This window comes from Terriglobus tenax, from assembly GCF_025685395.1.
Classification (GTDB): Bacteria; Acidobacteriota; Terriglobia; order Terriglobales; family Acidobacteriaceae; genus Terriglobus; species Terriglobus tenax.
In genome coordinates this window covers 2102648-2115965 of sequence record NZ_JAGSYA010000004.1, presented here as the reverse complement: position 1 = coordinate 2115965, position 13318 = coordinate 2102648, and the positions used below count along the sequence as shown (strand labels likewise).

The following is a 13318-nucleotide window of genomic DNA, read 5'->3' as shown; positions in this document are numbered from 1 at the left end:
GTTCAGTCGGTAGCAGTGATCGTCTTCAAATATCGGTAACGGTCAAGGGTGACTTCAGCCTGGACGGCAGCGGCTTTGCCTGGATCGCAGGTTTGGGCAAATGCCACCCAGGCGTCTCGGTATGCCTGCCAGCTCTTCTGAACCTTGGCGAGATTCCCGGCGGAGACATTTTCTCCTTCGAACATCTCCTGATTCGTCTGCTTTCCAGGTGCGGTGATCTGGCGGTGGTACTCGGCGCTCATCTGCGACTCAGCCCGTTCGGCAGATACTTTCGTAGCTGGCCACTGGTTACGGAGAAACCTGATAACCTCGACGCGAAAAAGGTCTTTCAGAATGGCCTGGGAACCCATGGTGCGTACGCCGCGGATGGTGCCGCCCTGATAAACCTCAAGCCGGTGAAGATCGATAAAGTTCTTTTCTGCTGCCAGCAAATGGTCAAACGCTGCCTGTTGTGGTGGAGTCATTTCAGTCTTCAAGCTTTGAAAGAAACGCCACTGGCGTTGATCTTCGATCTTCTGCTTCAGAGAGAAGCACTCATTTATGGCAATGGTGGTTACCGCGTAGTCGCAAAGTTCGAAACGCCGCTTGTCCGGTTTAGGCTTGTCGATCGCCTCGATGGCTTCGGCACGCACCACGCCTTCCACTTCGCAGACGAAGCGTTTGGCCAGTGGCAGATTTTTCTCTACGCCGAGGCCATTGGCATAAAGATCCGCCAGGGTGAGTGATCCTCCCGCAACGACATATCCGTCAATGTGATCAGGATCAGAGAGGCGTTGTTGCCGCTGCTTCCACGCGCAAGCACCGGCTCTTCGGTAATTCACCGCCTGCCCCAAGCCGCGATAAAGATCGTAGGAATCGCATACGGCTCCATCCTTCTGCGAGCTTGTGGCTTCGGCTGGCAGAGCGACCTTCTCATACGGAGAGCATTCATCGATAGAATCCTGAGCGAACAAGCTGGCAGCCATCAGGAAAAGCACTATTACAGCTAGCAGACGCGTGCGCAGATCAATCACAAAGCCCATGTGGGCGCAGTATAGGACAACTTCTTCGCGTCAGGTGATGACAAAAAACAAAAGCAGATTCCTCCGCTACGCTGCGGAATGACAAACAAGAAGAAAAGCAGGTCCTTCGCTGCGCTCAGGATGAAACTGGGGAGCGCGATTCGCCTTACTCGCAGCCCTAGCGGGGTTCGCGGAACTTGTTGGCTTTTTTGAACTCTTCGCGCAGCTCAGGGGTGCGGAGGTTTTCCCTCAGATGCTGCAGGCGTTGTTCCAGCGCCAGCAGCGAATCCGCCAGCGGCTTGGTGTTCGTCATCGCCACATCGCGCCACATGCTGTAAGGACTTGAGCCCAGGCGGGTCATCTCGCGCAGGGCGCGGCCACCGATAGCGCGCAGGTCCTCATCGTCGCCGAAGGTGTCTTCCAGAAGGGCCGAAAGAGCCGTTGAGACCATCTGCGGAAGGTGGCTGACCCAGGCCAGCAGATCGTCATGCCGCGACGGGTCAAGGTCCAGTACCTTGGCGCCGATCTTTGTCATCCAGCTGCGCCATTCCCTCTCTTCGGCGGTCAGCGTGGTTGCCGTGGGAGTGAAGATCCACACCGCGTTCTGGAAGAGTGTGGCTTCGGCGATGGCTGCTCCGCCGGACTCTTTGCCCGCCATGGGGTGGCCGGGTAGAAAGTGCGGGCCTTCCGGCGTGGTGAAGAGCTTCGCCGCCGCCTCGGCGATCTGGGCCTTGGTGCTGCCGGTGTCGGTGACCAGTTGGCCGGGCTTCAGGATAGGTCCCAGCAAGTTGATCCAGTCGAGAATGGCGAGCACAGGGACGGCAAGCAGGATAACGTCGGCATCGCGGGCTGCATCAAGGGCGGCATCGCGCGAGCGCACGGCGATATCAATGGCTCCGCGTTCCAGTGCGACTTCCAGCTCGTGTCCGCTGGCGTCAAAGCCGGTCACGGTGCCGGTAAAGCCTGCGGCCTTCAGCGCGAGTCCGGTGGACGCGCCGATGAGGCCGGTGCCGACGATGAGGAGATGGTTCACCTACTGGGCGTCCTTGAACTCTTCGTACCAGGCCATCTGGATGGCTTCGAGGATGCCTTCGTTGGACTTGGCGGGGTCGCCGATGAAGCCTGGCAGCTCAGTAACGTACTTGTGCAGGTCCGTGAAGCGGATGGTGAGGGGATCCAGGTCGGGGAACTTTTCCTGCAGCTGGATGCCGATCTCTTCGGAGTCGGTCCATTCGATTTCGCGAGGCATGTTTGGTCTCCAGTGGACAGTTTATCTGGAGGAAGCCTCGCCGCCGAACCCGCCTCGGGTTGCGAGGTGGGGCATCCGGGCGGGATGGAGCTAGGGAGTGAGGCGGTCTTTCTTGGCGTCGACTTTGGCGGGATCCAGTCCGGGGACCTTCTTCAGGTCGTCCAGGGTTTTGAAGTCGCCGTTCTTGTCGCGGTATTCGATGATGGCCCGGGAGAGGGGGCGAGGAATGGCAAGGGTAGTTTCAAACTGCACGGCGGTCATCTTGTTGATGTTCAGCTTTTGTATGGTTTCCGCCGGCAGGTTGGTGGCCAGATAGTCGACGATCTTTTTCAGGTCATCGTCGCTGGTCTGCAGACCAAGGCTCACCATTTTGTTGACGACTGCGGTCCAGCCGTCCTTGTCCTGGTGCTGCGAAAGCACACGTTCGAACTCGTGACAGCGCGAGCAGGTGTTGGTCACCAGATCGCGTGTCGGGCCTTCGGGCAATTGCTGTGCGTGGAGTCCACGGACCTGGGAGAGCAGGGCGAGGGCGGCAACGGCGACAGCAAGGCAGGAGCGACGCATGATCGACCACGCTAGCAGAGGCGAGGCTCCAGACTCAAGGATTTTCTGAAACGTCTCATTCTTTATTTCCCATGCGGAAGAGGTCCTGAGAACCGGTTGTTGCCGGAAAGAGCATGTCTTTCCGGGAGGAAAGCTCCCGGAGGCGAAGCCCGGGAAAAGGGCTTTAAATTCCCGGTTGACGAGGGTTATTTGCTGCGGGTACTCTTGCCCGCGAAATTGGGTTGGGGTCATAGGCATTCCGTAAGCAGGGGCTTTGTTCGGGGTATTTTGTGTGCCTGAAATGAAACGTCTCATCAGAATTTGTCCCTCTTCCCACATTTCAGCGTCTTTTGAGGCCAGGTCATGATGCGTACTTTTTGCTGGAAAAAACTGCTGTTGCCGACGCTGCTGTTGTGTGGCGGAGCCGGGGCGTGGGCGGTCAACATCCTGACCGAAGGCGTGGATATTGGCCGCACCGGCTGGGTGCAGGGCGATAAGAGCTTCACGGTGCAGAACGTGAAGGGCATGAAGCTGCTGTGGAAGGTGCAGCTGGATTCCAAGCCGCGCGAGATGCACAACCTGTTCCCTCCCCTGCTGGTGGAGAACGTGGACACCGCCGCGGGCAAACGGGATGTTGCCGTGGTGGCCGGCGTGCTGGATGAGCTGTATGGCCTGGACGCGAAGACCGGCAAAGAGATCTGGCATGTGACCTACAAGACCGACTTCCCGAAGCCGGCCGTGGCTGGAACGCTGTGCCCGGGCGGACAGACGGCGGTGCCGGTGATTGTGCCGGGAGAGAAGGCTGGGGAGTGGGTGGTCTGGGCCGTTGGCTGGGACGGCTACCTGCGCAAGATGAACGTGGCGGACGGCAAGGACCTGCAGGCTCCGGCAAAGTTTCTGCCCGGCAATGGCAAGCCGTATGCACTGAACTACCGGAATGGCGTGATCTACACCAGCACGGCGCAGGGTTGCGGCGGACTGACGAACTCCACCTATGCGTATGACACGAAGACGCGCATTGCGACCGCATTTATTCCATCGGGTGGCGGGCTGTGGGGACGGCGCGGCGTTGGTCTTAGCCCCGAGGGCGAAAGCTACATGGGCACCGGCGATGGCTTGTGGGATGTGGAGAATGGCCACCTGGGCAACGGCATCATCGGCGTGAAGCTGGACAAGAGCGGCGAGCTGCAGCTGGAAGACTTCTTCGCACCGAGGAACGCCGAGTACATGTTCAAGCGCGACCTGGATGTGAATGTGACGCCTGTGGCCGTGGATTGGAAGGGACACAAGTTGCTGATCGGCACCAGCAAGGAGTGCCGCATCTGGATGCTGGATCGCGACAACTTTGGCGGCGATGACCACCGCACGCCGCTGGCGCAGACTCCGCTGCTGTGCAACGTGAACGCCAACTTTGCGGAAGAAGGGGTGTGGGGCGCCATCAGCTCGTACGTTGACGCGAAGGGCGACCTGTACGTGGTGGTGCCGTTCTTCGGGCCGGCGAACCCGAAGTATATCGGTGCGACGCACTACGCTCCTGCTCCGAAGATGGGCGGCGGCGGCGTAACGACGCTGAAGGTGACGGAGACCAATGGCAAGCTGGGCTTTACACCCGTGTGGACCAGCGCGGACATCGATCATCCGGATGAGGCGGTGATCGCCAATGGTGTCATCTTCATCAACGGCGCGGGCGAGGACGCGCGGCAGCAGTGGGATGACAACTACTGGGACAAGACGCCGGAGAAGCTGCCGAGTGGTCCGTGGTCGCAGCAGTCGAACACGCGCATTGCCTATTCGCGCCATGCGGTGCTGGTGGCGCTGGATGCGGCAACGGGAAAGACGCTGTGGGAGAGCGGAAACCAGATCAAGAGCTGGAACCACTTTTCCGGCATCACGGCGGCAAACGGCCGGGTGTATCTGCCCACCTATGACGGCATGCTGTACTGCTTCGGAGTGGCCAAATGAAGACCGCACATGTGACGAAACTCTCTCTCGCGGCCAGCCTGGCGCTTGCCTCCACCGCAATGATGGCGCAACGCAATGGCCCGGACTGGAACACCGCTGGTTTCGATGTGCAGCGTTCGCACTGGATGAAGGCCGACAAGGATGTGACCTCGGCGTCGGTGGCGAAGCAGGGATTTGAACTGATCTGGAAACAGAAGATTGACGGTGTGAAGGTTGGCCTGAGCGAGCCCATCATCGTGGGCACCTTCATCGGGTGGAAGGGCTTCAAGGATCTTGTGCTCTTCCAGGACGGTACCGGCAATCTGTATGTGTATGACAGTGACCTGGGTGTGCCGTACTTTGACAAGCGCTTCAACAACACCAGCGCGGCAAAACCCTGCGCGCTCGCCTCAATCGGTGCTCCGGGACGGCCTTCGCTGCTGGAGCCTGCGGCTGCGATGACACGGCCCGGTGCTTCGCCGTATCACAGCGTGATCGGCAAACCGGACGAAGGCGTGCCGGGTGGGATGAACCCGCAGCGCTTTGGACGGCCTCCGGGGGCAACGCAGCCGGAAGCGACTCCCGGGCTCAACCAGGGTGGACGTGCGGCAACGCCGATGTATACCGTCACGGCCGACGGCACGTTGCACATCATGGCGCACGGCACGGGCAATGAGTATGAAAAGCCCACGCCGTTTGTTCCGGCGGGCAGCGCGGCGTCGGATATCTCGTCCGTGAACAAGGTGGTGTATGTGGCCACGCTGCAGGGCTGCGGCGCCAGTCCCAACACTCTGTTCGCGATGGACCGCACTGACCCTGCCAAGCCTGTAGTGAAGCAGTGGAAGCCGGAGAGCGGCAACATCCTGGGAGCACCTGCGTTCTCAACCGGGGGCAACCTGTATGTGACGACAACGAAGCAGATGGCCGCGCTCGATCCGAAGACTCTGAATGCGAAGGTGATGTCGAATAAGGGCTTTGCTTCGACACCGATGATCTTCACGACAGCGGACAAGAAGGAATACGTTGCGGCGGGGACGGCGGACGGCAAGCTGGTGGTGATGGATGCCGGCACCGGCGCCGTGGTCGCCTCGGCCGGAGAAGAGCAGAAGACCCCGTTCATGCCAACGGCAATGGCCACGTGGGATGCCGCGGGTACGCGCTACATACTTGTTACCGACAAGACAAAGCAGAAGGCGCCCGTGGTGGCCTATACGTTTAGCGGCGGCAAGCTGCAGACGGCTTGGACGACGACGGAGCTGGAGGCTCCAGGGAATCCCTTGGTTCTGAATGGCGTGGTGTTTGTGCTGGCGACGGGGGAACAGCGCGGTAGTGCTGACCCTGCAGATCGCGCCAAGGGCAAGCCTGCGGTGCTGTATGCGTATGACGGCAAGACCGGCAAAGCGCTCTGGAACAGCGGCACGGCAATTGCGGCGGCTGTGACTACCAGCGGAATTGCGACGGGCAGCGGGATGTTGTATCTCGCCGACTCGGCTAACACGATTTACGCCTTTGGCTTTCCTCAGGAACGCCAGTAAGGCCGTAAATAACTCGACTCCTCGGCCGGCCCAAAGGGCCGGCCATTTTTTGTGGAGATTCAGGCAATGTTTATGGAGGTTTGCGCAGCAAACCAAGCGGCTGCGGATAGCGTCTGTCTCATAGATAGACCGACATCCCAATCTGTACTCGTACGCAGACAGATTGCTATCGTCCCCACGGCAACCACAGCAGGAATGAGGTCCGGCATGAGCACGGAAACGCTCGAACCCGAAATTGTTAATCCCGAGAAGGCACCCGAGGACAAGCCGCCAGTCTTTGGCAGCTACAGCCGCCGGTCGTTCCTGGCGCGGCTGGGCGCTACAGGCGTAGCGGTCGCTTCGCCCGCGGCCGCCATGGCGCAGGCTGTTGACCCACAGGTAGCGGCAATCCGCAAAGGAACACACGCAGTCCATCTCAGCATCAACGGCAAGCTGCACACGCTGCAGCTTGAGCCGCGTGTGACGTTGCTGGACTGTCTGCGCGAGGTGGTGCAGCTTACCGGGACGAAGAAGGGCTGCGATCACGGACAGTGCGGCGCCTGCACGGTGCATGTGAACGGTGTGCGCATCAATAGCTGTCTCAGCTTTGCCGCCATGCATGAAGGTGATGAGATCACCACCATTGAAGGGCTGGGTTCGCCCAATGAGATGCACGCTATGCAGGCCGCGTTCGTGGAGCATGACGGCTACCAGTGCGGCTACTGCACCAGCGGCCAGATCATGTCTGCCGTGGGCCTGTTGAAGGAGCCATGCGGGCCGGATGACCATGACGTGCGCGAGGCGATGAGCGGCAACATCTGCCGCTGCGGAGCATATCCCAACATCGTGAAGGCTGTGCAGATGGTGCGCGGACGCATGGCGCAGCAGAGGGTAGACGCATGATTGACTTTGAGCTGACACGCGCAGGCACGCCCGATGTGGCCGTGCGGATTGCCGCTGCAACGCCGACGGCGCAGCAGGGAGCAACCGTACGTTTTGTTGCCGGTGGAACCAACCTGATCGACTTCATGAAGCTGGATGTGGAGACACCGCAGCATGTGGTCGACATCAACCGCATTCCCGATCTTGCCAAGGTGGAGAAGCAACCCGATGGCTCGCTGAAGATTGGCGCGCTGGTGCGCAACTCTGACCTTGCGTATAACGCCGAGGTGAAGTCGATGTTCCCGGTGCTGTCGCAGGCGATTCTTTCGGGAGCCTCCGCGCAGCTTCGCAACAAGGCGACGACTGCCGGCAACCTGTTGCAGCGGACGCGCTGCCCGTACTTCCGTGACCTGGCCTATGCGGAGTGCAACAAGCGCACGCCGGGTTCGGGCTGCGCGGCGATTGCAGGGCATCATCGCAACCATGCCATTCTCGGCGTGAGCGATCAGTGCATTGCGACGCATCCGTCGGACATGGACGTGGCGCTGATGGCGTTGGAGGCCACGATCCATGTACAGGGAGCCAAAGGGGAACGCGCGATTGGGATTGGCGAGTTCTACAAGCTGCCGGGTACAACGCCGCATATCGAGAATGCCCTGGAACCGGGAGACCTGATCACGCATGTCACGGTGCCGGCCGCTGCGGGGAAAACGAAGCAGGTGTATCTGAAGCTGCGTGACCGTGCTTCGTATGAGTTCGCCCTGACTTCGGCTGCCGTGGTGGCGCAGGTAGAAGGCGGCAGGCTGCGGCATGTGCGCGTGGCCATGGGCGGCATAGGAACGCGGCCGTGGCGTATGGCGGATGCGGAGAAAGCGCTGGAGGGAAAGGCGCCTGGCGAAAGCGTGTTTCATGCGGCTGCGGAAGCGGCGCTCAAGAACGCCAGGCCGCATACGGACAATGCCTTCAAGGTGGAACTGGCGAAGCGCTGCCTGGTGCGCGCCCTAACCATGGCGACAACCAACGCATAAGGAGAGCACGATGGCGAACGAAACTGCAGCGACAACGACCGTCGGCACTCCGGTGCCGCGCATTGATGGCCCCTACAAGACAACGGGCGCAGCGAAGTATTCCTCGGACTATAACTTCCCTGGACTGGTGCATGCCATTCCGGTGAAAGCCACAATCGCCAAGGGAAAGATTGTCAGCATTGATACCAGTGCAGCGGAGAAGATGCGCGGTGTGCTGAAGATCTATCACTATGGCAACGCGCCGCATCTATATCGCCCCATTCCGCGCGGGGATGCGCATGTGGACGAGGCGCGGCCCGCGTTTGAGGATGAAAATATCTACTACACCGGCCAGTATGTCGCTGTTGTTGTCGCGGAGACGATGGAGCAGGCACGGGCTGCCGCGCGTGCGGTCAAGGTGACGTACAGCGCGGAAAAGCCGGACAACCGGCTGGACCTGTCCGACGGCTTCGACGAAGCGAAGATGAAGGTCGACAGCAAGCGCGGCGATGTGGACACAGCGTTTGCCTCCGCTGCGGTGAAGGTGGATGAGACGTATGTCACGCCGGTGGAGACGCACAATCCCATGGAGCTGCACGCCTCGGTTGCAACGTATGAGGGCGGCAGATTCGTGCTGTATGAAACAACGCAGTCGCTGATGAACCATCGCAGCGCCATGGCGCAGATGCTGGGCGTTCCGAAGGAAAATGTGCAGATCATCATGCGCTTTCTCGGCTCGGGCTTTGGCGGCAAGCTGTGGGTGTGGCAGCACTCGTTGCTGGCTGCGGCCGCGGCGCGCGACCTGAACCTCCCCGTCAAGTTTGTTACCGATCGTCAGTCGCAGTTTACGAATGTGGGTCATCGTCCGCGCACGCAGCAGCGTGTACGGCTTGGCGCCACGGCAGATGGCAAGCTGACCTGCATTCAGCATGACTATGTCACGGAGACCTCCATCCTGGATGACGTGCCGGAGAACTGTGGTGAGTCGACGCCGTTCCTGTGGAGCACCGCGAACCTGCGCGTGCGGTCGGCCTTGTCGCGCCGCAATGTTGGCACGCCGACGGCGATGCGCGGGCCGGGTGCGGTTCCCGGCCTGTATGCCCTGGAGTCAGCGATGGATGAGCTGGCCATCAGGCTGAAGATGGACCCGGTGGAGCTTCGTCTCAAGAACGAGCCGGAGAAGGATGAGGAGAAGAACCTTCCTTTCTCATCGCGCCACATGAAGGAGTGCCTGACGCTGGGTGCGGAGAAGTTCGGTTGGGCAAAACGGAATCCCGCGATCGGTTCCATGAAGAAGCCGGACGGCACCATCCTGGGCTGGGGCGTGGCGGCTGCATCGTGGAGCGCGGGGCGTTTTCCCGCATCGGCAAACTTCGCATTCAAAGACGATGGATCGGTGCGCGTGGGCTCTGCCACGCAGGATATTGGTACGGGCACCTACACCGTCTTCGCGCAGATGGTGCAGCACATCACGGGGATTCCGCTGGGCAGGATTGAAGTGGCGCTCGGCGATACCTCGCTTCCACCGGGGCCGATCTCCGGTGGATCGCGCGTTACCGGTTCGGTGTATCCGGCGATTCAGGAAGCCATTACTACTGCGACGAAGCAGTTGCTGACCTTTGCCACGACCGGCGAGAAAGCGTCGTTCAAGGGAGTCAAAGCAGACGAGCTTGCGCTGACCGAAGGCCGGGTGCATCGCAGGTCGGAAGCCGCTTCTTCCGGTGTGCGATTCGAGGAAATTCTTCGTGCGGCAAATCTGAAGTCGGCGCTTGGCGAGGGATCGTCGATTGCGTCGCAGCAGGATCCTAAGCTGAAGGGGCTGTCGCTGCACAGCTTCGCGGCGCAGTTCGTTGAGGTGGAGTGGGATCCCGGCATTGCGCGGCTGCGTGTCTCGCGCGTGGTTTCCGTCGTGGATGGCGGGCAGATTATCAACATGAAGGCAGCCACCAACCAGATGGAAGGCGCCATCGTGATGGGTGTGGGCATGGGGCTTCTGGAGGAGACGCTGTATGACCAGCGCTATGGGCACCCCATCAATGCGAACTTTGCCGACTACATGGTGGCGACACATGCTGACTGTCCTGCATTGATTGATGTAACCTTCCTTGACTACCCGGACAAGGCCATCAGCGAAATTGGAGCGCGAGGCATTGGCGAAATCGGGCTGGCTGGCATAGCTCCTGCCATTACAGCTGCTGTGCATCACGCAACGGGCATCCGCGTGCGCGAACTTCCGGTAAGGATTGAAGATCTGTTGAAGCCCGCAACGAAGTTGAGGGCTTAGAAGAGAGAGAAGCGATGAAGACATCTCGACGCAGACTGTTGCAGCACGCGGGAATTGCTACCGCGGCTGCGGCTTTGCCTTTAACAGCGATGGCAGAGACGGCGAAGTTCTTTCACGTTTTTGCCTTCCAGTGGAAGCCGCAGGCGACCGCTGCGGACAAGCAGCGCGCGGCGAAAGATACGCTTGCCTTCAAGGGCGTGATTCCCGGCCTTCTTGCAGTCAATGTGGGTGACAACATCTCGCCCAAAGGCAAGGGCTATACCTATGCCGGCGTGATGCAGTTTGCCGACGAGGCATCTTACAAGGCCTATCCCACGCACCCGGCGCACCAGGCGCTGCTGAAGTGGCTTGTGCCGCTGATTGACCCGATTGAGTTTGATTTTCACGCTTAGCTGAACCGCAAGGAGAACGACCAGAGCCATGCAGCGCCGTCAATTTCTGAAGTCTGCTCTTACTGCTTCTGCAGCCACGGTTGCCGCTACCGGCACATCGTTGGCTCAACCCGCTGCCGGTGGCCGCGAGTACTACCAGCTCCGCAAGTATCACCTGTTTCGCGGGCCTGGCGTGCAACGGACTGAAGGCTACTTCCGCGATGCGTTGATTCCCACGCTGAACCGCATGGGCATGAAGAACATTGGCGCCTTCAGTGTGAACTACGGTCCGGAGACGCCGACCTACTACCTGGTGATTCCCGGCAGTGACCTGACAACGCTGGCGAACCTGGACAATGTACTGGCGAAGGACGAGGCGTTTGTGAAGCTGGCCGAGCCTTACTGGAAGGCTCCCGCCGGGCAGCCGAACTTCATCACATCCGAGTATTCGCTGCTCTCGGCGTTTGAAGGATGGCCGAAGATCACTCCTCCGGACACGACGAAGAAGCGCATCTTCCACCTGCGCACGTACATCAGCCCCACGCACTTCGATCACGTCCGCAAGGTGGAGATGTTCCACCATGGCGAGTTCAAGATCTTCAACGAAGCTGGCTGCGGACAGGTCTTCTATGGGGATCGCATCATCGGCCAGCCGATGCCTTCGCTGACATACATGCTGACCTTCCCGGACATGGCCGCTCTGGAGGCGGGCTGGGCGAAGTTCATCGCGCACCCGGAGTGGAAGAAGCTTTCCACCGATCCGTACTACGCGTTTGAGCCCACCGTGACGAGCGTGGACAGCATCGTGCTGAACCCGCTTTCCATGTCGCAGGTTTAGCGCGCGGCGCGGGCGGGAATCGTCGTGGCGCAATCACTGGAGCGGCCTGCGAACAGCAGGCCGTTCATCTTTAAGTAGGCAGCGTTGGTCCATCCAAAGCCGATGACGTTGCTCTTGTAACCAGCGGCCACTTCAACGTCCTTCTGTGGATCGGCAACGTTGTATTTTTCGCGCAGGGTTCCATCGCGCTCGTAGTTCTCGCGGATGGAGTGCATGAAGCCGTGCGAGATGCGTGATGCCGCGGCGGCATAGCCATAGCAGCTCATGCCGTCGACGGCGATCCAGTTTGCGGGCGCCCATCCAAAGGGAGCATCCCACTGCATGCCGCTGGTGGTGGTGCTCATGGCCAGGCCACCCTCATGCTCCAGCGCACGCAGGCGTCGCACGGTTGAGGCGGCCTGTGCGCGCGTCGCAAGGCCCGCCCACAGCGGATATGCCGCGGTGGCGTACAGGTAGGTGGAGCGGCGGTGATGCACAAAGTCATAGTCGGTGAAGTTGCCGGTGCGCGCGTCCCACAGGTAGCGGTTGATGGCGCCCTTGCGGGCTTCGGCCGCATCGGTCCACTGCTTCGCCTTCGTGTCGTCGCCGAGCCGGGTGTAGAAGCCGGCAAGGTCTGCCTCATAGCGGTACAGCAGGGCATTCAGGCAGACGGGTGCATAGTCGGTGGTCGATCCGCTGAAGGGTCCGAAGCGAAAGCTGACATCGAAGCCGGACTCGCGCATGGCGCGATCGCTGCGATAGAAAGCGGGTGTAAGCCGCCATCCCTGGTACTCCGTATTGGCGCAGACGGCGCTTGCGCCTGAGGCGCAGGCCTGGCCTTCTTTCGACTGTGTCAGGTAGCTGGTCTTTGTTTCGGGATGGGCGAGCAGCCACTTGATGACGTCGACGTAATAGGTGCTGTCATCCTCCATCTCCGGCACGGGGCCGCTGCCAAGATCGAAGTACCGGGCAAGGCCGGTATCTCCCGCCTTGTGGGCATCGCTGGTCCACAGCGCGTGGTCACGTTCCAGGTAGGGCATGGACTTGTCCAGCCACGCCTTTGCGGCATCGGGGTCGCGCTTGTTGATGGACTTGTAGACCTCATCGACCATGCGTGAGAGGAACGGCGGCTGCGATCGTGTGAGGTAGTAGGTGCGGTTGGCGTTCAGGATGGCGCCGTAGTTCTCAATCTCGAAGAAGAAGTTTTCGACGATGCCCTGGGCCAGGGGTTCGCGGCCTTCCGCCAGAAGTCCCAGAAGGATGAAGTAGCTGTCCCAGCCATACATCTCGTTGAAGCGTCCGCCGGGAACAACATAGCGATGCGGCAGGTAGAGAAGACCGGGCGACTTCAGTTCCGACGGCATCAGGTCGCCTTCTTTGGCGATGACGCGCGGCAGCCGTTCCACGCGTACGTTGCATTTGGTGCGCAGGGCCGCGAGCGAGGCAGGGATGGTGTATCCATGCGGCACATAAACAACGGATGGGCCGGAGAGCTTGGGGTCATGCACGGTGGCGCAGTCGGTGATGGAGCGCGTAAGCGACGACCAGCCTTTGCGGATGTATTGCTCGACGGGAACGTCTGCCTGCCCCTGGGGTTGCTGCTCCTGCTGTTGTGCAATTGCGGGAGTCAGGCAAAGAAGCAGCAGCAAAGGGAGATAACGCATGGAAGATTCGATGACGATTCTGGTTGCGGTGTTTGCCGGGCCCAA

At 60.4% G+C, this 13318-nt stretch carries 12 protein-coding genes; 7 read left to right on the top strand and 5 right to left on the bottom strand.

Annotated features, from left to right (window positions below; genetic code table 11):
* Positions 1–2: 2 nt before the first annotated feature.
* From OHL13_RS14335 to OHL13_RS14320, 4 genes are all read right to left on the bottom strand, one after another.
* Positions 3–1022, bottom strand: a complete 1020-nt coding sequence (locus OHL13_RS14335; RefSeq protein ID WP_263410810.1) for a hypothetical protein — start codon at positions 1020–1022, stop codon at positions 3–5.
* 157 nt (positions 1023–1179) lie between these two features.
* Positions 1180–2034, bottom strand: coding sequence for a prephenate dehydrogenase (locus OHL13_RS14330; RefSeq protein ID WP_263410809.1), 855 nt, complete (start codon positions 2032–2034; stop codon positions 1180–1182).
* Entirely contained in the window at positions 2035–2250 is a 216-nt protein-coding gene (iscX, locus tag OHL13_RS14325) for a Fe-S cluster assembly protein IscX (RefSeq protein WP_263410808.1), read from the bottom strand.
* Between the two features lie 90 nt (positions 2251–2340).
* Positions 2341–2814, bottom strand: a complete 474-nt coding sequence (locus OHL13_RS14320) for a helix-hairpin-helix domain-containing protein (RefSeq protein ID WP_263410807.1) — start codon at positions 2812–2814, stop codon at positions 2341–2343.
* 342 nt (positions 2815–3156) lie between these two features.
* On the opposite strand from OHL13_RS14320, the gene OHL13_RS14315 reads away from it, so the two are divergent.
* From OHL13_RS14315 to OHL13_RS14285, 7 genes are all read left to right on the top strand, one after another.
* Complete coding sequence (locus tag OHL13_RS14315) at positions 3157–4755, top strand: outer membrane protein assembly factor BamB family protein (protein ID WP_263410806.1); 1599 nt, start codon at positions 3157–3159, stop codon at positions 4753–4755.
* On the top strand, positions 4752–6269 hold the full coding sequence (locus OHL13_RS14310) for a PQQ-like beta-propeller repeat protein (RefSeq protein ID WP_263410805.1): 1518 nt from the start codon (positions 4752–4754) through the stop codon (positions 6267–6269). Before OHL13_RS14315 ends, OHL13_RS14310 begins: the two co-directional genes overlap by 4 nt.
* 207 nt (positions 6270–6476) lie before the next feature.
* A complete protein-coding gene (locus OHL13_RS14305; RefSeq protein WP_263410804.1) occupies positions 6477–7151 on the top strand; it encodes a (2Fe-2S)-binding protein in 675 nt (224 codons plus the stop codon).
* Complete coding sequence (locus OHL13_RS14300; protein WP_263410803.1) at positions 7148–8158, top strand: FAD binding domain-containing protein; 1011 nt, start codon at positions 7148–7150, stop codon at positions 8156–8158. Before OHL13_RS14305 ends, OHL13_RS14300 begins: the two co-directional genes overlap by 4 nt.
* A gap of 10 nt (positions 8159–8168) precedes the next feature.
* Positions 8169–10421, top strand: coding sequence for a xanthine dehydrogenase family protein molybdopterin-binding subunit (locus tag OHL13_RS14295; RefSeq protein ID WP_263410802.1), 2253 nt, complete (start codon positions 8169–8171; stop codon positions 10419–10421).
* 14 nt (positions 10422–10435) lie between these two features.
* Positions 10436–10813, top strand: coding sequence for a Dabb family protein (locus tag OHL13_RS14290; RefSeq protein ID WP_263410801.1), 378 nt, complete (start codon positions 10436–10438; stop codon positions 10811–10813).
* Positions 10814–10841: 28 nt separating this feature from the next.
* Positions 10842–11630, top strand: a complete 789-nt coding sequence (locus OHL13_RS14285; RefSeq protein ID WP_263410800.1) for an NIPSNAP family protein — start codon at positions 10842–10844, stop codon at positions 11628–11630.
* Here the strand turns inward: OHL13_RS14285 and OHL13_RS14280 are convergent.
* Positions 11627–13273 (bottom strand): trehalase family glycosidase, encoded by a 1647-nt coding sequence (locus OHL13_RS14280; protein ID WP_263410799.1) that lies wholly within the window; start codon positions 13271–13273, stop codon positions 11627–11629. The two genes, OHL13_RS14285 and OHL13_RS14280, sit on opposite strands and share 4 nt — an antisense overlap.
* Between the last annotated feature and the right edge of the window lie 45 nt (positions 13274–13318).